Below are 19,955 nucleotides of genomic sequence, written 5' to 3' on the forward strand. Positions count from 1 at the left end.
ATCTCTCCGGTTCTCGAAACCTTTTGTTCGGATCATGCGATTATAAAAGTTATTTTGATGGATATTTTAATTGTTCAAGAATGGCCGGATTCTCCAGCGTGGATATATCCTGGGTAATTTCTTCGCCTTTAGCAAGCGTGCGTAATAGCCGACGCATAATTTTACCAGATCGAGTTTTCGGTAGATTTTCTCCAAAACGAACTTCTTCCGGCTTGGCAATCGGACCAATTTCTTTGGCCACCCACTCGCGCAAAGTATCGGTAATTTGCGCAATTTCCTCTCCCTGCGGATATTGGCCTTTCAGCACCACAAAAGCTATCACAGACTCCCCTTTGATTTCATGCGGCTTACCAACCACAGCAGCCTCTGCAACTAATGGATGCGCTACCAACGCTGATTCAATTTCCATCGTCCCCAACCGGTGCCCGGATACATTCAACACATCGTCGGTGCGTCCCATGATCCAGAAATAACCATCCGCATCACGATATGCGGAATCACCCGCCAGATAATACTTGCCGTGCCCCATATTCTCCGGGAAATAGGTCTTTTTGAAGCGCTCAGGGTCACGCCAGAGGGTACGAACCTGCGAAGGAAAAGGTTTCTTGATCACCAGAAAACCGCCCTTGCCATTTTCGACATCATGCCCAGTTTCGTCGACTATCGCCGCAAAAATACCCGGCAAAGGAAAGGCACATGAACCCGGCTTGAGCGCAACCGCACCCGGTGCTGGTGCAATCATGTGACTACCTGTTTCTGTTTGCCACCAAGTATCAACGATCGGACAACGCGACTGGCCTACTTTTTCGTAAAACCACATCCAGGCCTCAGGATTAATCGGCTCACCGACTGACCCCAGCAATCGCAACGATGAAAGCTCATATTGTTGTGGCAGATCCGCACCCAACTTAATCAATGAGCGAATTGCGGTGGGTGCCGTGTAAAATGTTGTAACTTTGTGTTTCTGTATAATTTCCCAAAAACGCCCGGCATTAGGATATGTTGGTATTCCTTCAAAAATTACTTGGGTAGCACCCATCGCAAGAGGTCCATACGCCACATAACTGTGGCCGGTAATCCAACCGACATCCGCAGTACACCAAAACACATCCGTTGGCTTATAGTCAAAAATCCATTGCATACTTTCTTTGGTTCCAAGCAAATAGCCCGCACTGGAATGTTGAACACCCTTAGGTTTGCCGGTGGATCCGGATGTATAGAGTGTAAACAATGGGTGTTCAGCATCTACCCATTCGGGTTCACATTGGGAACTGATATTTTCCGTAAGCTCATGCCACCAGACATCACGCACGGGATTAAATCGAATATCAGTACCCGTTCTTTGATAAACAACAACCAATCTAACAGAAATCGCGTCAGCCATACTCAAGGCTTCATCAACAATTGATTTGAGCGGATTTCGTTTACCACCGCGCACCTGCTCATCAGCTGTAATAACGGCTACTGCATCGGCATCGTGGATACGCTCATGCAGACTCTTAGCTGAAAACCCACCAAATACCACCGAATGAATTGCACCAATACGTGCGCAGGCTTGCATCGCGACAACCGCTTCAATACGCATCGGCATATAAATAACAACGCGATCACCTTTCTTGATATTTTGTGATTTCAATGCATTGGCAAGCTTACAAACACGTTGATGAAGATCATGGTACGTCGAGCGTATGACTTCTCCCTCATCGGATTCAAAAATGATAGCGACTTTATCGGCTTGCGTTTCTAGATGTCGGTCAAGGCAATTATATGAAACGTTTAATACACCATCACTAAACCATTGGAAAAATGGCGCCTCTTGATCATTCAACACCTGCGTGAAAGGCTTATGCCATACGATCTGTTCCTGCGCCCGTTTTGCCCAGAAATTTAAATAATTCTGCTCTGCTTCCGCACATAAAGTCTGATATGCATGAAAACTAGGTAAGTTGGCTTTGCTGGCAAATTCTTTCGAAGGTGGAAAAACTCGGGTTTCGTTTAATATTGATTCAATGGTCGGCATGCTTAATCTCCAGTACTAATCAGTTCAATATACTGGATCGGGATTGTATCACTGGCACTCAATAGATACGGAATTCTTATTTTGAGAGTAGGTGAATCAAGCGAATGGCTCCACAAAAGGCTGAAAGCAAGAACACGGATCGAAACGTCGAAAATCGCTTAGGCATTACCCTTTTGCGAAGTTTATATTCCATATTTTATAAATATTTGTTAAAATTGGCTTAGTAGATGCGATGGGCTTTTTCGGCCCATTTTTTATTTGTGGTGGAGCTATGGCACTGGAAGAATTACTGGAATCGACTCTGAATGGTTTGGGTTATGAGTTGGTCGAAGTGGAACGATCAGCTCACAACAAATTGCTAAGAATATTTGTAGATAAGGTTGGGGGTATTGGCATTGATGATTGCGTGACCATCAGTAACCACTTGAGCCGATTACTAGCAGTTGAAAATATTGACTATGGTCGATTGGAGGTTTCGTCACCAGGACTAGATAGGCCTTTAAGAAAAGAAGCAGATTTTCTTCGGTTCAAAGGAGAAATAGTAAAATTAAAGTTGCGCGTTCCTTTAGAGGGTCAAAAAAATTTTGTAGGGATTTTACGAGAAGTGGATAATGGCACAATAAAACTTGAAATCGAAGGAAAATTATTAGACCTTGAATTAAGTAACCTTGGAAAAGCTCGTTTGGTTCCAAAATTGTAGGATAAGGATTTAACTGGAGAATTATGAGCCGCGAAATATTACTTTTAGTTGATGCATTAGCACGTGAAAAAGCAGTTGAAAAAGAAATTGTTTTCACAGCTTTGGAGCTTGCATTATCATCCGCCACCAAGAAACGATTTCAAGAAGATATTGAAGTTCGCATTGCTATCGATAGAGAGACGGGGAATCATCAATCTTTCCGCCGCTGGCTGGTTGTAGTAGACGACGATACCGTGGAAGATTCAGCGCGCCAGGTTGCTTTAAGTGATGCTATACAAACTGATGCCGATATTCAAGTTGGTGATTATCTTGAGAAACCACTGGAACCGATTGAATTCGGGCGCATCGGGGCACAAGCAGCAAAGCAAGTAATTTTCCAAAAAATTCGTGAAGCTGAGCGCGAACAAACTTTGAATGATTTTCTTGAAAGAGAAGACTATTTAATTAACGGCACAATCAAGCGCATGGAACGCGGCAATGCCATTATTGAATCTGGAAAAATCGAGGCGGAATTACCACGCGACCAGATGATACCAAAAGAAAACCTGCGTGTCGGTGATCGCATACGTGCCTATTTATACAAAGTTGATCGTTCCGCCAGGGGGCCGCAATTAAAACTTTCACGCATTTCCCCTGAATTTCTGATGAAATTATTTGAATTAGAAGTTCCAGAGATTGAAGAAGGTTTATTGGAAATTAAAGTAGCCGCACGCGATCCCGGGTCGCGCGCCAAGATCGCTGTCAAGTCGAACGATCAACGTGTTGACCCAATTGGAACTTGCGTAGGTATGCGTGGATCCAGAGTGCAAGCAGTTATTAGCGAATTGGCAGGTGAGCGTGTTGATATCGTACTGTGGTCTGATGACCCTGCGACTTTTATTATTAATGCACTGGCACCCGCAGAAATCAGCAGTATTATGGTTGATGAAGAAAGACACAGCATGGACATTGTGGTCGATGATGATAACCTGGCGCAGGCTATTGGCCGAGGTGGACAAAATGTGCGTTTAGCTTCCGAATTAACAGGCTGGGAGCTCAACATCATGACCGTAGAGGAATCAAAAACCAAGCAGGAGCAGGAAACGTCACAAATCTATCAGCTTTTTATGCAAAAATTAGATGTTGATGAAGAAATCGCAGAAATACTTGTGCAAGAAGGTTTTGTTTCGCTTGAAGAAGTAGCTTATGTCCCATTAAACGAGATGCTGGAGATCGAATCATTAGACGAAGAAACAGTCAATGAGATAAGAAATCGAGCACGTAATGTATTGTTAACAGACGCTATTGCTAACGAAGAAAAAGTCGAACATGTTGCTGAAGATTTGCTTTCAATCGAAGGAATGGATATCAATATTATTCGAGAGTTAGCAGCAAAGGGCATCATTACCCAATCTGATTTGGCTGATTTAGCTGCTGATGACTTAGTTGAGATGACTGGTATTGATATTGAACGTGCAAATCAATTAATTATTAAAGCACGTGAACCATGGTTTACTTAATTTTAATAACTGGCTAATAATAGATTAGCCGATTTATTCATTTTATAGTGGAACCTGTCTGTAGTTTTGATTGTTGGAAGGTTATAAATGGCTCAAATGAGTGTGGAACAATTTGCGAATGAACTGGGTTTGCTACCGGCAGTACTGCTGGAGCAACTTAAGGCTGCCGGTGTAAAAAAAATGCTGGTAGAAGACAGTTTGACTGAGCAAGATAAAGCTCTGTTACTTGATTATCTAAGAAAAACACACGGTACAACTGAGACCAAAAACAAAGTTACTCTGACACGCCGACAAACCTCCGAGATTCGGAAATCTGACAGTACTGGCCGAGCACGGACCATTCAAGTAGAGGTTAGGAAAAGACGCGTCCTGACAAAACCAATGATGGTTGGCGATGCTGACACTATACCGGCAACAGCAAGCAAACCAGCGGATGTTACCAATCAAGCAACTACAGGATCCGTCATTGATGAAGATCAATTGGCTTTGCGCAATGAAGAAGCAAGAAAACAAGCGGAGCTAATTGCACGCCAAGCTGAAGAAGTAAGGCAAAAAAAGGCGCGCAAAAATACAGAAACGACTGATCTTGCACAAAAGAAAACTGCCGAGGCAGAAATAATTACTGAAACGAACCTGTCAACAACCACACCACAGTCTTCAGATACTACTCAACCAATAAATGGTGTACACCCAATCACTGCTAAGAACAATGAAACTCAGCAACAGAGCAATATAGATTCACAATCTAGCTCGACTGACGGAACATTACATAAACCGGCAGTAAAACCTGAAGAAAAAGCGGACAAGAAAAAGAAACAAACCAAGCAGCAAGTCATTTGGAAAGATGAAAATACCAAGAAACGAGGTGTTAAAACCCACGGTGATCTTAGCAGCGGACAAGGTTGGAGAACCCGTAGAGACAAGCATAGCAAACCTGTACATACAGAAGATCAGAATATTCATGGCTTCTCCGCTCCGACGGAGCCAATTGTGCGCGATATTATGGTGCCAGAAACCATTTCCGTGGGTGCACTTGCTCAGAAAATGTCGGTTAAAGCTGCTGACGTTATTAAGGTATTGATGAAAATGGGCAGCATGGTGACAATCAATCAAATGTTGGATCAAGACACTGCAATGATCGTCGTGGAAGAAATGGGGCATATTGCAAAATATGCCGAATTGGATAGCCCCGAGAGTTTCCTTGCTGACCGTGAATCCACAGCAATTGAATCAGAGCTGGTTGCGCGCGCTCCTGTAGTTACTGTTATGGGGCATGTCGATCATGGAAAAACTTCATTATTGGATTACATCCGTCGCACGCGTGTTGCTGGCGGCGAGGCTGGTGGCATTACCCAACATATCGGCGCTTACCATGTAGAAACTGATCACGGCATGATTACTTTCTTGGACACACCCGGTCATGAAGCATTTACCGCAATGCGTGCACGCGGCACAAAAATTACCGATATTGTCATTCTCGTAGTCGCCGCAGATGACGGCGTTATGCCTCAAACTATTGAAGCTATACATCATGCAAAAGCGGCAAATCTGCCCATCATTGTGACAATTAACAAGATTGACAAGCCTGACGCAAACACTGAACGTATTCGACAGGAATTGATTGCCCACGAGGTTTTACCTGAGGAATGGGGTGGCGAAACAATGTTCGTTGAAGTTTCGGCTAAAACAGGACAAGGTATTGACACCTTATTGGAAACCATATTATTACAAGCCGAAGTATTGGAACTTAAAGCGCCAGTTAACACCCCTGCTAAAGGGGTCGTAATTGAATCACGCCTGGATAAAGGGCGTGGACCTGTCGCTACAATTCTGGTGCAATCAGGAACGCTAAAGCGTGGCGATGCGCTACTGGCTGGCGCAGTATTTGGCAAGGTGCGGGCCATGACCGATGAAAACGGCAAAGCTATTAAGCAAGCAGGAACATCTATTCCGGTTGAAATTCAGGGTTTATCCGAAGTTCCTGAAGCTGGCGAAACAGTTCTTGCGCTGGATGATGAGAAGAAAGCACGAGAAATCGCTTTATTCCGTCAAGGTAAATACCGCGATGTCAAACTTGCAAAACAACAAGCCGCGAAACTTGAAAGCGTTTTTGATCAGCAAGACGATGTAAAAATTCTATCCTTGATCATCAAGGCTGATGTTCAAGGATCTTGTGGAGCATTAGCATATTCTATACAGAAGCTTGCAACTGATGAGGTTAAAGTCAACATCATCCACAGCGGAGTGGGTGCAATTATTGAGTCAGATGTCAATCTATCAATAGCATCAAAAGCTGTAATTATCGGTTTTAATGTTCGCGCAGATGCAGGCGCACGTAAATTGATAGCCGCCAACGATGTCGACGTACGGTATTACAACATTATTTACGAAGCGGTCGATGAAATAAAAGCCGCACTCTCAGGATTGATGTCACCTGAACGTAAAGAAAGTATTCTGGGCCTGATTGATATTCGTGAAGTCTATCGTATACCTAAAGTAGGCGTAGTAGCCGGATGTTACGTATTGGATGGTATCGTCAAAAGAAATTCATTAGTCAGAATATTGCGAGATGACTTGGTGCTTCATAGCTGCGAGCTCGATTCACTGAAGCGTTTTAAAGATGATGCTAAAGAAGTCAGAGAAGGCTTTGAGTGCGGCTTATCGCTCAAGAATTTTAATGATATTCAAGTAGGTGACCAACTGGAAGTCTATGAAATTATCGAAACCGCACGCTTCCTGTAGCAAGCGTTTATACAACATAAAGCATGCCTAAAGACTTTTCCCGTAGTTTACGTATTGCCGATCAAATACAACGCGAGCTGGCGGACTTAATACAAAATGAAATTAAGGATCCGCGCGTCAAACAAATCACCATCACGGCTGTCGAAGTAACTCGTGATTATAGTCATGCCAAGATTTTTTACACCACATTAGTTCACCGGGATGAGAACTCTCTAGTAGAAGAAGGCTTAGAGCACGCTAAAGGTTTTCTGCGCTCAAATTTATCTCATCGCATGAAACTGCGCCTTGTCCCGCAGTTACATTTTGTTTATGATGAATCAGTTGAACGTGGTTTTCGTTTATCAAAATTAATCGACGAAGCCGTTGCCCAAGATAAATCACTTCATCCAACAGATTCAGATAACTAATCAATTTCAGTTGATTGCACATTAATACCCCATCAAATAACTTGCTTAAGCCCAAGAAACGTAACATTAGTGGCGTTTTATTATTGGACAAATCCTATGGGATTTCATCCAATAAAGCATTGCAAACTGCAAAACAATTATTTGTTGCTGCCAAATGCGGGCATACTGGGACTCTGGATCCCATGGCAACTGGATTACTCCCAGTTTGTTTCGGCGAAGCCACCAAATTCTCATCGATATTGCTAGGCGCTAGCAAAATCTATGAAGCAACGTTAAAACTCGGTTTCATGAGCACAACCGGTGATGCGGAAGGCGTAATCAGTCAGATTGCAGCAACTGTTCCGAATCCAACATTCACACAATGCCAACAAACACTGACGCAATTTATCGGCAGAATCAAACAAATGCCGCCCATGTTCAGCGCACTTAAACATCATGGTAAGCCGCTCTATTGTTATGCTAGAAATGGCGAAGTCATTGAACGTCAAGCACGTGAAATAGTCATCTACGAAATTCAAATTCAATCACTTAATCACAATGAATTACAGTTAAGCATTCAATGCGGCGCTGGCACTTACATTCGGGTACTTGCTGAAGATATTGGCAAAGCAATGGGGTGCGGCGGCGCTTATTTGACAGGCTTACGCCGTACAGCGATAGATCGTTTTGATTTATCACAAGCATATTCCTTAATCGCACTTAAAAACATGAGTCTATCCGAACGGGACAATTCTTTATTACCCATTGATTATTTGCTATATGATTATCCGTCAATCACTTTAGATCGATTGAACGCATTGCATATTCAGCAGGGCCGCAATATTTTATGCCCGGAAAACATCAGTGGGATGATGAAGGATGGGAAACTGGTTCGATTGTATTCCGAGCAGCATCAATTCTTAGGGTTGGGTGAAATCACAATAGAACAAACAATCACAGCAAAGCGATTGCTTTCAGACTCCTATTTACTGGAATACGCCACACAAAATTTCTCCGGGTAATATAAAAAAACTTCCTATTTCGAACCGCTGCTATGATACGAAGGATCGCGATTTAACGTGACGGCAAACAAATCATGAGCATCCGAACCAGTAATTTGGACTTCAATGAATTCACCTGGCAGCAGGTGTTCAGCTTTTTCCACATAAACCAATCCATCAATTTCCGGTGCATCCGCGCTACTCCGTGCAATCACTTGACTCTCAGTTAATTCGTCAATCATGACCGTCATTGTATGACCTACTTTCGCAGCTAATCGTTGGCGGCTGATCTCTTCCTGTCGTTGCATGAAACGCGCTCGACGATCTTGCTTGATTGCCTCGGGTATATGATCAGGCAATTGATTGGCAGCAGCACCTTCAACGGGAGAATACGTAAAACAACCGACGCGATCCAATTGCGCTTCTTGCAAAAAAGCTAAAAGATCTTCAAATTCCGCCTCGGTTTCACCCGGAAAACCGACAATGAAGGTGCTTCGCAATGTGATATCAGGGCAGATTTTCCGCCATTGTTGAACTCGATCCAAATTATTCTCAGCACTTGCAGGCCGTCTCATCGTTTTGAGAATGCGCGGATTTGCATGCTGAAAAGGCACGTCAAGATAAGGTAATATTTTACCTTCGGCCATCAGTGGAATTATTTCATCCACATGCGGATATGGATAAACATAGTGTAGCCGCACCCACACTCCCAGCGATCCCAAAGCCTGTGCAAGCTCGGTCAAGCGTGTTTTCACCGGTCTCCCTTGCCAAAAGCCAGTACGGTATTTCACGTCCACACCGTAAGCGCTGGTATCTTGCGATATGATCAACAACTCTTTAACACCGGCATTTACCAAATGTTCGGCTTCCTGTAACACCTGATGAATCGGACGGCTAACCAAATCACCGCGCATTGATGGAATAATACAAAACGTGCACCGATGATTACAACCTTCGGAAATTTTCACATACGCATAATGTCTCGGTGTCAGGCGGATTCCCTGCGGAGGTATCAAACTGATATAAGGATCATGGGGTTGTGGCAAATGCGCATGTATGGCGGACATAACTTCTGGCAACGCATGCGGCCCGGTAACCGCCAGCACCTGTGGGTGGGTTTTTTTGACAACCTCTCCATCTTCTTTTGCACCGAGACAACCTGTCACGATCACTTTGCCATTTTCCACCAAAGCTTCGCCAATGGCATCCAGAGATTCTTCAACAGCGCTATCAATAAACCCGCAAGTATTGACTACAACTAGATCGGCATCTTGGTATGAAGCCGATATTTCATAGCCTTCAGCCCGTAACTGAGTCAAAATTTGCTCTGAATCGACCAACGCCTTTGGACACCCCAGAGAGACAAAACCAACTTTTTGTAAAACCTGCTTAGCTGACGACATAAAATAATTATTTAGAGATGGTTATTTTGAAATAACTTAGATTGTATCTGAATACCAATTCAAACAATTATTTTCTACTGCCAGTGACAAAGCAGTAACAAAATAAATTGCTTAGCAATAAGCGACAATGAAATAAAAAGCTCTCTAGACTCGAGGAATCCGGCAAAAAACTAGCTTAAACTCGCCATTGATTACGTAGACTTAGAAAATCGAGCCGCATCAATAATTGACCAAAGATGAAAAATTCCGCCGATGATTGCAGGTATAATCAGCACCGCAAAAAAATAGCCTGTACCACAAATAGCAAAAAACAAAAAAGCTGGCAATAAACGCCCCTGCACCAGCTGCCCTAATCCTGGTATAAAAAAGCTGCATACAGCAGCTAATACGTTTCCACCCGATCCCTGCCCTGACATTATGATTCACCCTCTTTATTTATTTCAATAAGTTATCACGCGTTGGTTGTATTCTTATCTTTAGTTGGCTTGATCATAATCTATACCCACCATATCGCCTGCCATCTTTTTTTCACGAATTTCATCCAAATCTGCTAACTTGTTTAACCGCAGTGTTGTTTCCTGGATCACCTGATCAAGCTTTTTCATTGACTCAGGTGACAACGTGTCATTTCTATTAATCTCCAGTTTGAAGAAATGCAAATTGTTCAAAAAATTGCCAGTAATATCCTGTACTGTTCGCATAGTCGCTTTGAGCATTTTTAATTTTTCTTGCTGAATTTCAGCTTCTCTAAGCGACTGTAAATGCTTTAGTCGTTCTTGATGTAATTGGTTAACGCTATCGCGCTGCGATAATGTCAAAATAGTTGTGACCCAGATTGCTAAGATACTTAGAAAGCGATTGGTATAAATTATATACATTTCAACTCCACTGGGCGGCGATCCTAGATATCCGACCCAAACTAAAATGGTACAGAATGTTGCAACTGCTATGGTGAAGTGTTTGTGCGGTAATTTCAATGAAATTAATACTACAACAATATAGGGAACGCCGCCGGCAATACCCAATGATGTTTTAACATCAATCAATAGAATCAACAATGCGCTTAAACCACACCATAAACTAACAATTACTGTAGTCGATTTATTCACTTTGGCAGTAGTTTTATCAATCTAACTAAAATTGATTATTCATTAAGAATTATGCTTAACTAAAAACAAAAGTCAGGCACTTCGCACATGCAAAGAATGCGTGATATTTTTTTATTAGTCAAAGCATTATGATCGTTTCGACACCAACATCAACTTTTCTGCTTCTTTTAGCAAGAATTCTCTAAATGCATTTGCAGTACTGGATAAGCGTTTATTTTTCCGGTTCACGACATGCCAGTAACGCACAATGGGAAAACCCTGAACATCCAGAATTTTCAACCGGCTCGTTTCAAGTTCCAGCTCCGCAGTATGCTGCGACATGATACCCAACCCCATACCTGCCTGTACAGCTTGTTTGATAGCTTCAGTCGTATCTGTTTCCATGCCTTTATTGATCGTGATTTTGTGTGCGGCGAAAAAACGTTCCATGGCACTGCGTGTGCCAGAACCGGATTCCCGCACTAAAAAGGTCTCCTCGGCCAATCGTTCTACCGGAATAAATCGCTCACTACACAATGGATGATCCGGCGGCGCCACAACAACCAATGGATTCTCCATGAAAGATTCGCTATCAATATCCAGATTCTCGGGAGGCTGCCCCATAATTGCAAGATCAATCAAATTATCCGCCAGTTGTTTCAAAACTGCTTCACGATTGGAAACATTTAAACTCACGGTCACACCTTGGTAACGTTGGCAAAATTTTGCTAATAAATGCGGCGCAAAATAATTCGCTGTAGTAACGACGGAAATATTCAGCTTGCCACGTTCCATACCTTTTAATTCATCTAAAGCCACTTCCATATCGGATAGCTGCTGAGCAATCGATCGACTGTATTGATACAATTCACTTCCCGCTTCGGTCAGATAAATTCGTTTTCCCAACTGCTCCAATAACGGCAAACCAATATTGCCTTCCAGCTGTTTGATTTGCATAGAAACAGCGGGTTGTGTCAGGTGGAGTTCATCAGCGGCACGTGAATAACTCAAATGCCTGGCAACCGATTCAAACACTTGCAATTGACGTAATGTAAGATGTAGCATGCATCGTTTCACTAAGATTTAATATAAGCAATACCTTATTATACACATCAATATTATTGATTTGTTCTTATGGATATATGACGCTATAGTGTCATTCATAGGCTTAAGTAGTCATGTTTGTTGTGTGTAACGCAATCTCCCCTCGTTTCTGTCTGAGCTTTTGACTGGAGTTGAGTGGAATTTAACTGGAGAAGAAACTATGGCAGTAAAAACATATAACGCTGGTGTAAAAGAATATAGACAAACTTACTGGACCCCTGATTACATCCCATTAGACACAGATATTCTGGCATGTTTTAAAATTACGCCGCAACCCGGCGTGCCTCGTGAAGAAGTAGCAGCTGCCGTCGCTGCAGAATCTTCTACAGGCACTTGGACCACGGTGTGGACTGATCTGTTGACCGATTTGGATTACTATAAAGGGCGTGCCTATAAGATTGAAGATGTACCTGGGGATGACTCTTGTTATTATGCTTTCGTAGCTTACCCAATCGATTTGTTTGAGGAAGGCTCGGTAGTTAACGTGTTGACCTCGTTAGTAGGTAACGTATTTGGATTTAAAGCGCTACGCGCATTACGTCTAGAAGATGTCCGTTTCCCGATTGCTTATGTCAAAACTTGCGGTGGACCTCCTGCAGGTATTCAGGTAGAACGCGATCGCTTGAATAAATATGGCCGCGCACTGTTAGGTTGTACCATTAAGCCCAAACTGGGCCTATCAGCAAAAAACTATGGTCGCGCCGTATATGAATGTCTACGCGGTGGTTTAGATCTGACCAAGGACGACGAAAACATTAACAGCCAACCTTTCATGCGCTGGCGCGATCGTTTCGAATTCGTGGTGGAAGCTTGCCAGAAAGCTGAGCGAGAAACCGGTGAACGCAAAGGTCACTACCTTAATGTAACCGCACCAACCCCAGAAGAAATGTATAAACGCGCAGAGTTTGCTAAGGAATTAGGCGCGCCAATCATTATGCATGATTACTTAACGGGTGGTTTAACAGCCAATACGGGACTAGCAAACTGGTGCCGCAACAACGGAATGCTGTTGCATATTCACCGTGCTATGCACGCCGTGCTTGATCGCAATCCACATCATGGCATCCATTTCCGCGTCTTAACCAAAGTGCTGCGTTTATCAGGCGGTGATCACCTGCATTCCGGTACTGTGGTCGGCAAACTTGAAGGTGACCGCGCAGCAACTCTCGGCTGGATCGATACCATGCGTGATAAATTCATCAAAGAAGACCGCAGTCGCGGCCTGTTCTTCGATCAGGACTGGGGTTCCATGCCAGGTGTATTCCCGGTTGCCTCAGGCGGTATTCACGTTTGGCATATGCCAGCACTGGTCGCGATTTTCGGTGACGATGCCTGCCTGCAGTTTGGTGGTGGTACCTTGGGTCACCCATGGGGTAACGCTGCTGGCGCTGCTGCTAACCGGGTTGCATTAGAAGCCTGCGTAGAAGCACGTAACCAAGGCGTTGAAATCGAGAAAGAAGGTAAAGCAATTCTGACCAAGGCAGCCAAGAGCAGCCCTGAACTAAAAATTGCCATGGAAACATGGAAAGAGATTAAGTTCGAGTTTGATACGGTTGATAAGTTAGACATAGCGCACAAGTAAGCAATACATAACTAAAGAAGAAGAGCGGACGCTTAACCATGCTTTTCTTCTTCATCTCTCTAAAAATGAGGAATAAATTATGACCGAAGTAATCGATTACAAATCACGTGTCAGTGATCCAGCAAGCCGTAAGTTTGAGACATTTTCCTACCTGCCTGCGATGGCTGACAAAGACATCAAAAAGCAAGTGCAATATTTGATCAATAAAGGCTGGAATCCTGCCATTGAACACACGGAACCAGAATATATTATGGATTCCTACTGGTACATGTGGAAACTACCCATGTTTGGCGAAACAGATGTAGACCGCGTACTGGCAGAAGCTGCCGCATGTCATAAAGCTAATCCGAACAATCATGTTCGCTTGATTGGTTACAACAATTTCAACCAGTCACAAGGCACAGCCATGGTGATATACCGCGGCAAGACTGTCTAGACAGACACAACGGGGTTCGTACCCTAGACCCCCCTTACCTGTAACAGGATCGGGGGTTTTTTTTTGATCAAAATTAAAGTACTTTTCAGATAGCAAGAACAGGAGTTCATCATGAGCAAAATCATTGATCAATACCGTGTAACCACTGAGCCCTATTACCATCCTGTAGCTGATGAGGTGAAATTATATGAAGCCGCCTATTCGGTACGAATGCCTATGATGCTGAAAGGTCCTACCGGCTGCGGTAAAACCCGGTTTGTCGAATACATGGCTTGGAAATTAAAAAAACCGCTGATTACCGTTGCTTGTAACGAAGACATGACCGCCTCTGATTTGGTGGGACGTTTTCTATTAGATGCCAATGGCACACGCTGGCAAGATGGGCCATTAGCTGTTGCTGCGCGTTATGGCGCAATCTGCTATCTGGATGAGGTGGTCGAAGCCCGCCAAGATACTACGGTCGTCATTCATCCACTGACCGATAACCGCCGTGTGCTACCTTTAGAAAAGAAAGGTGAGTTGATTCAAGCGCACGCAGATTTCCAGGTGGTCATTTCTTACAATCCTGGTTATCAAAGCTTGATGAAAGATTTGAAACAATCGACCAAACAACGTTTCGGCGCGCTGGATTTCAATTACCCCAATCATGATATAGAAAGCGAAATTGTTGCGCACGAATCCGGTGTATCTTCTGATATCGCCGAAAAATTGGTATCCATCGCTGAGCGCGCTCGCAACCTGAAAGGACATGGCTTGGATGAAGGTATCTCAACACGTATGCTGATTTATGCGGGTAGCCTGATCACCAAGAAAGTCGACGCCCATGCAGCCTGCCGTGTCGCATTGGTGCGCCCGATTACCGACGACCCTGATATGCGTGATGCACTGGACGCAGCGGTTAGTACTTTTTTTAATTAAGCGGCTTTCAGAATTCAGAAACCGATCGATTGTTTTATGAAGATAGACAGGTACTTTCATGAGTATTAATCTGAATGACTACAAAGAACTACTGGAAGATCTGGAACCCGAATCCATTGAATTACTTCACCATGCCTGGCCTGAAGTCGTTAAAATTTTTTCACCGCGTGGATTGGATAATTACCTGAAAGGTGTTTCAGCACTACAGAGATTGGGGCGCGGACGCAGCCTAGTTGATTGCTGGATTGATGAAATTCCACTGGTAGCTAAAGAAGTCGGTGAAGATATTATTGCTGATTTAGCCACTTCTGTTCTTTCGCTTGCCTCACGCACCTCGGGTGCTGTGATTGAATTGGTTTTAGCCAGTTCCCCCACAGCAGCCAAACGTCTCGGCGATACGCAACTATTCCAAAACTATCTGCAATTCCTGAATACATTGATTGCACAAGCGCCGCGTGGCATACGTCCAATGCTCAATAAACTGGATATCCTGTTCGGTCAACTGACGTTAGGGGGCTTGCGCCGCTGGGCCATGTGGGGCGCGCATGCGCATCGCACCAACTACGAAGAGCAAGTCAAATACTTCGGATTAGATTCCAAGGAATCGCTCGCAATCCTGCAGAAAGAACGTAAAGGCACGCTGTTTGTCGATGTGCAGCGCCGTATCAATATGTATCTACGCGCACTTTGGGGTCGGGATTTTTTCATGAAACCGACTTCTGGCGACTTTGAATCACGCGAGGGCTACAAGCCGTTCATTGAAAATTATTTCATTCACCTGCCCGATGCTTATGACAGTTATGGCGACATTTCCGCCACCGAAGTCTATCGCGCCGCTGCCGCGCACGCTGCCGCGCATCTGGTGGAAACCAAGGTGCCGATTTCCGCAGAAGGGTTGAATCCAATGCAAATGGCGATCATTGCCATCATCGAAGACGCTCGCGTAGAAGAACTCTCAATTCGTCACTTTCCCGGCCTGCGCAAAGCCTGGTCAGCACTGCACAACGCCAGCCCGGACATGAACGTTTCGATGGGTGATTATCTCAACCGCTTAGCGCGTGCATTGCTTGATCCGGACTACAAGGATAAAGATCCGTGGATCGTTGAAGCCCGCAAATTGTTTAAAGCCGCGCAAGATAATCTGAATAGTTACCAAATTTCGTGGGATATCGGCGTACAACTCACACATAGTTTCCGCACTAAAAATATTCCATTCAATGCCCGCACCGATATACTCACGGCACCATATCGCGACGATAACCGCTACTTTTGGGAATTCGAGGAATTTGATTTCAACAAATCGCTTACCGCTGGTTACCAAGCGCCTAAACAAGTCCGTAAATACGTCAATGTGATGGAATTTGCCAATGAAGTTGAAGTGGAAACAGCCGGCGATGATGCACAGGAAATCTGGGTCATGGGCACCGAATTCTTCCCCTATGAAGATAACGGTGTTTCATTCAATCAAACAGAAGGCAAGGAGCCCGTCTCAGCGCCGTACCACTATTCCGAATGGGATTATCAAATTCAACTGGAACGCCCGGATTGGGCTACTGTACAGGAAAAGCGCGCCAAGCTGGGCGACATGCAGTGCATTGATGACATCGCATTACAGTACAAACGTGAAATTGCGCGCATGAAATTCTTGCTCGACGCCATGCAACCACAGGGTACACGCCGCATTCGCAAACTGGAAGATGGCGATGAAATTGATATCAACGCCGCCATCCGCTCCATGATCGATATCCGCATGGGCATGCAGCCCGATCCGCGCATCATGATGCGCTCGGTACGCAAAGTACGCGATATCTCGGTACTAGTGCTGCTCGATCTATCTGAATCCACCAACGAAAAAGTCTCCGGTCATGACCACACGGTACTGGATCTGACCCGCCAAGCCACCGTGCTCCTTGCCAACGCCATCGACAAAATTGGTGATCCGTTTGCGATTCACGGTTTCTGTTCAGATGGGCGACATGATGTGGAATATTTCCGCTTCAAGGATTTCGAACAACCCTACAATGAAATCCCTAAAGCACGCCTTGCCGGCATGACCGGGCAATTATCGACTCGCATGGGTGCCGCAATGCGTCATGCCAGTCATTATCTAAAACTGCAGAAATCCGCTAAAAAACTGCTGCTTGTCATCACCGACGGCGAACCCGCTGACGTCGACGTGCGCGATCCGCAATACCTGCGTCACGATACCAAGAAGGCGGTGGAAGAAGCAAGCCGTTGCGGCATCCTTACTTACTGCATGAGCCTCGATCCCCGAGCTGATCAATATGTTTCGCGTATTTTCGGCGAACGCAATTATTTAGTTGTGGATCACGTGGAGCACTTACCGGAGAAATTACCGGTGTTGTATGCTGGGTTAACGAGGTAAATTACCGAATACAGTTAAATGATTTCCGGCAGAGACAGATGCTTATCAAGAATACAAATACCCGGAAGCACTAAAACTTTCTCCCGTGAAATTCGTTATAAATATCAAGCAAGCATAGCAATTGCGAAAGCGGATCAGATTCCCTGAATCTTCTTGAGATCAAAATCCCATTTAGCCGGATCTTCGATACTCTGAATGGCATCAGTCTCTTTTGATAAATCTATAATTTCCGAATGAATATGTGCGTTGATTCGGGTAGAAAAGAAAATTTTTACGATAGGCGTAGTGAGTTTTTTTGTAGACTGCTCGATCACCACGCCCAGTCGCTCGGATTTGAGTTTTAACAAGGTTCCGGATGGATAAATACCTATTGTTTTTACAAAGGCCTGAAAAACAGTTTCATCAAAATGCCCGTCTTTCCAAGAAGCCATTTTGCGTATCGACTCAGCCGGAGACCAAGCTGATTTGTAGCAACGATCTGAAGAGATTGCATCATAAACATCGCAAACAGCACCCATCCGCGCAAACAACGATAGTGCGTCACCGGACAATTTTTCCGGATAGCCTTTTCCATCTACTCGCTCGTGATGGTGCAAACAAACATCCAAAGCTGATTCATGGACCTGGTAACAGGATTTTAGAATTTCCCAGCCGCGTTTCGGGTGGCTCTTCATAATGACAAACTCTTCATCCGTCAATTTTCCGGGTTTGTTGAGCACTTCATTCGGAATCACCATTTTTCCTATGTCATGCAACAATCCGGCAGTGCCTGCTTGTTTAATTTGCACCGCGCTTAAACCCAACACCCTTCCCAAAGCCACCATCAGCATGCAAACCGCAACCGAATGCAGGTAGGTATATTCGTTGACATTTTTCAATCGAATCAATGTAAGCAACGCATTTGGATTTCGCTCCATTGATTGATTGATCTCATCCACTAATGATTCCGCTTCTTCAATTTCTAAAGCCTTACCCATTCGAACATCACCAAACATCGCAACGACCGCTTCTTTTGCTTTATGTTGAATTATTTTGGCGGCATGCAGTTCTTCCTCGACCGAAACCCGTGCGACCGGTTTCTTAGTTGGTTGTAACGGTTGATCCAAAATCACAGGTTCAGGATTTTCTACCTGGATAATTTTGGCAACATCAAGGCCTTTACTGGTATCAATCCATATTTCATCCAGATTGCAGTTCACAAGCTTATCCAGGTCTTTTTTCTGATCCAGCTTAAAAGATTTTTTCCAGAACGGGTGTTCCATCCAATTGCCACCAATTGCATGAATATACATTCCCAACCGGACTTCACTGACTTGCACTTTTTTTATCATCAGGCACAATCTAAAAAGCAAAAAAGAAATTTAATATATTGGGATGTATCCCGTCAACCCAAGTTGGACAAAATAGCGTGATTGAGCTAGATCCGATTTAGTGGGCGGGCAAGTATTTCGAGAATGCTACATACATGGACGCTCACAGTTACTCCAGGCAATCCGCTGCTTTTCTTAAAGTACGCCGCGCATAATACGCAAAAGCCACGCTACTGCGTTGTCCGCGCAGGATCCAATCGCGCGCTTCCCGCCCTAAATCGGGATCAATCGGCTGAATCTTACCGGCGCATGCTGCCAGCAGGTGCATTCGCGCCGCCCGTTCAAAAGCAAGCGCCAGTATGCACGCTTCTTCAATACTTGTACTGGCGATCAATAGGCCGTGGTGCGCTAACAATAAGGCATGTCTGTCACCAATTGCTTTGGCAATCAGTTCGCCTTCATCATTGCCCACTGGAACGCCCGGCCACTTAGGCAGGAAAGCTACATCATCGTAGAGCACGCAATTATCCATGTGCGAGATTTCCAGTGGCACTTCCAGCATGCTCAGTGCAGCGGTATGTATGGCATGCGTATGAATAATGCACTGCACATCAGACCGGGCGCGATACAACCAGGAATGAAAGCGATTGGCCGGATTGGCCATGCCGTCGCCTTCCAATACTTCCAGATCTTCATTGACGAGCAATAAATTGCTGACGCAAATTTCGTCAAAACCGAATCCCAATCGTTGCGTCAAATAAGTACCCGGTTGTTCGCCACGCGCGGTAATTTGTCCGGCCAATCCTGAATCATGCCCATTATCAAACAAAATTCTGCAGGTCAGCGCCAACTTTTGCGCTTGCGTATAATTTGCGCCTTGCAAATGTTGATCCATTTGCACCAACGATTGTTTGATCAATTGTTCTTTGCCTAAATTGAAGGTGTCATTGCTCATATTCTCTCACTTGATCCTCAAAATTCACCAGTGCTTGAAGTAAGCCGTTCAATTTCTCGTCGATCGCGCTTGGTTGGACGTCCTTTGGCAAAAAAAGGCTGAGGCTGAGCTTTTAGCCGTGCTGCTAACAACACCCGTTGCTCCCGGCTTTCATCGGTTTCACGATAAAGCTGCTGCGCTTGTGGCGCAGACCCTCTTTTATTCGACAATCCCAATACTTCAATCGTATACTGATAATTATTAATACGGATTTCTATTTTATCCCCTACTGCAATCGTTTTGGCAGGCTTGATTCGTTGATCGTTAATCATGATCCGGCCACGATCAATCGCTGCAGCTGCTAATGCGCGTGTTTTGAAAAACCGCGCCGCAAACAACCATTTATCTATACGATATTTTTCATTATTCTCTGTGGATTGCATATC

Annotated in this window: 17 protein-coding genes; 9 read left to right on the plus strand and 8 right to left on the minus strand. The window is 44.4% G+C overall.

Annotated features, from left to right (window positions below):
- Window positions 1-49 precede the first annotated feature (49 nt).
- Window positions 50-2,020, minus strand: a complete 1,971-nt coding sequence (gene acs, locus K2Q13_RS06770; protein WP_292920247.1) for an acetate--CoA ligase — start codon at window positions 2,018-2,020, stop codon at window positions 50-52.
- Between the two features lie 271 nt (window positions 2,021-2,291).
- Between acs and rimP the strand changes: the two genes are divergently transcribed.
- From rimP to truB, 5 genes are all read left to right on the plus strand, one after another.
- Window positions 2,292-2,720 (plus strand): ribosome maturation factor RimP, encoded by a 429-nt coding sequence (gene rimP, locus K2Q13_RS06775; RefSeq protein WP_365725465.1) that lies wholly within the window; start codon window positions 2,292-2,294, stop codon window positions 2,718-2,720.
- Window positions 2,721-2,743: 23 nt separating this feature from the next.
- Window positions 2,744-4,219 (plus strand): transcription termination factor NusA, encoded by a 1,476-nt coding sequence (gene nusA, locus K2Q13_RS06780; RefSeq protein WP_292920251.1) that lies wholly within the window; start codon window positions 2,744-2,746, stop codon window positions 4,217-4,219.
- 87 nt (window positions 4,220-4,306) lie between these two features.
- A complete protein-coding gene (infB, locus tag K2Q13_RS06785) occupies window positions 4,307-6,961 on the plus strand; it encodes a translation initiation factor IF-2 (protein ID WP_292920253.1) in 2,655 nt (884 codons plus the stop codon).
- Between the two features lie 23 nt (window positions 6,962-6,984).
- A complete protein-coding gene (rbfA, locus tag K2Q13_RS06790; protein WP_292920255.1) occupies window positions 6,985-7,368 on the plus strand; it encodes a 30S ribosome-binding factor RbfA in 384 nt (127 codons plus the stop codon).
- Window positions 7,369-7,409: 41 nt separating this feature from the next.
- A complete protein-coding gene (truB, locus tag K2Q13_RS06795) occupies window positions 7,410-8,369 on the plus strand; it encodes a tRNA pseudouridine(55) synthase TruB (protein WP_292920257.1) in 960 nt (319 codons plus the stop codon).
- A gap of 14 nt (window positions 8,370-8,383) precedes the next feature.
- Here truB and rimO read toward each other — a convergent pair whose 3' ends face one another.
- From rimO to K2Q13_RS06815, 4 genes are all read right to left on the minus strand, one after another.
- Window positions 8,384-9,751 (minus strand): 30S ribosomal protein S12 methylthiotransferase RimO, encoded by a 1,368-nt coding sequence (gene rimO / locus K2Q13_RS06800; RefSeq protein WP_292920259.1) that lies wholly within the window; start codon window positions 9,749-9,751, stop codon window positions 8,384-8,386.
- A 191-nt stretch (window positions 9,752-9,942) separates the two neighbouring features.
- Window positions 9,943-10,167 (minus strand): hypothetical protein, encoded by a 225-nt coding sequence (locus tag K2Q13_RS06805; protein WP_292920261.1) that lies wholly within the window; start codon window positions 10,165-10,167, stop codon window positions 9,943-9,945.
- Between the two features lie 60 nt (window positions 10,168-10,227).
- Window positions 10,228-10,860: a hypothetical protein gene (locus K2Q13_RS06810; protein WP_292920263.1), complete on the minus strand. Its 633-nt coding sequence runs from the start codon at window positions 10,858-10,860 to the stop codon at window positions 10,228-10,230.
- A gap of 126 nt (window positions 10,861-10,986) precedes the next feature.
- Entirely contained in the window at window positions 10,987-11,904 is a 918-nt protein-coding gene (locus K2Q13_RS06815; protein ID WP_292920265.1) for a LysR family transcriptional regulator, read from the minus strand.
- Window positions 11,905-12,103: 199 nt separating this feature from the next.
- Here K2Q13_RS06815 and K2Q13_RS06820 point away from each other — a divergent pair, with 199 nt between their 5' ends.
- The 4 genes from K2Q13_RS06820 to K2Q13_RS06835 all read left to right on the plus strand — a co-directional run bounded on the left by K2Q13_RS06820 (window position 12,104) and on the right by K2Q13_RS06835 (window position 17,265).
- The gene (locus tag K2Q13_RS06820) at window positions 12,104-13,525 is read left to right on the plus strand and encodes a form I ribulose bisphosphate carboxylase large subunit (RefSeq protein ID WP_292920267.1); all 1,422 of its coding nucleotides are present in this window, start codon (window positions 12,104-12,106) and stop codon (window positions 13,523-13,525) included.
- 79 nt (window positions 13,526-13,604) lie between these two features.
- Window positions 13,605-13,961 carry a ribulose bisphosphate carboxylase small subunit gene (locus tag K2Q13_RS06825; protein WP_292920269.1) on the plus strand — a complete coding sequence of 119 codons (357 nt, stop codon included), beginning with the start codon at window positions 13,605-13,607 and terminating at the stop codon, window positions 13,959-13,961.
- 111 nt (window positions 13,962-14,072) lie between these two features.
- Window positions 14,073-14,879 carry a CbbQ/NirQ/NorQ/GpvN family protein gene (locus tag K2Q13_RS06830; protein WP_292920271.1) on the plus strand — a complete coding sequence of 269 codons (807 nt, stop codon included), beginning with the start codon at window positions 14,073-14,075 and terminating at the stop codon, window positions 14,877-14,879.
- A gap of 58 nt (window positions 14,880-14,937) precedes the next feature.
- Window positions 14,938-17,265, plus strand: coding sequence for a nitric oxide reductase activation protein NorD (locus K2Q13_RS06835; RefSeq protein ID WP_292920273.1), 2,328 nt, complete (start codon window positions 14,938-14,940; stop codon window positions 17,263-17,265).
- Window positions 17,266-17,399: 134 nt separating this feature from the next.
- Here the strand turns inward: K2Q13_RS06835 and K2Q13_RS06840 are convergent, their stop codons facing one another.
- The 3 genes from K2Q13_RS06840 to K2Q13_RS06850 form a co-directional block, all read right to left on the minus strand.
- Entirely contained in the window at window positions 17,400-18,596 is a 1,197-nt protein-coding gene (locus tag K2Q13_RS06840; protein ID WP_292920275.1) for an HD-GYP domain-containing protein, read from the minus strand.
- Window positions 18,597-18,744: 148 nt separating this feature from the next.
- Window positions 18,745-19,530: an aldolase gene (locus K2Q13_RS06845; RefSeq protein ID WP_292920276.1), complete on the minus strand. Its 786-nt coding sequence runs from the start codon at window positions 19,528-19,530 to the stop codon at window positions 18,745-18,747.
- Between the two features lie 17 nt (window positions 19,531-19,547).
- Window positions 19,548-19,952, minus strand: a complete 405-nt coding sequence (locus tag K2Q13_RS06850) for an RNA-binding S4 domain-containing protein (protein ID WP_292920278.1) — start codon at window positions 19,950-19,952, stop codon at window positions 19,548-19,550.
- Between the last annotated feature and the right edge of the window lie 3 nt (window positions 19,953-19,955).

Origin of the sequence: Nitrosomonas sp. (assembly GCF_019752095.1) — a bacterium.
Lineage (GTDB): Bacteria > Pseudomonadota > Gammaproteobacteria > Burkholderiales > Nitrosomonadaceae > Nitrosomonas.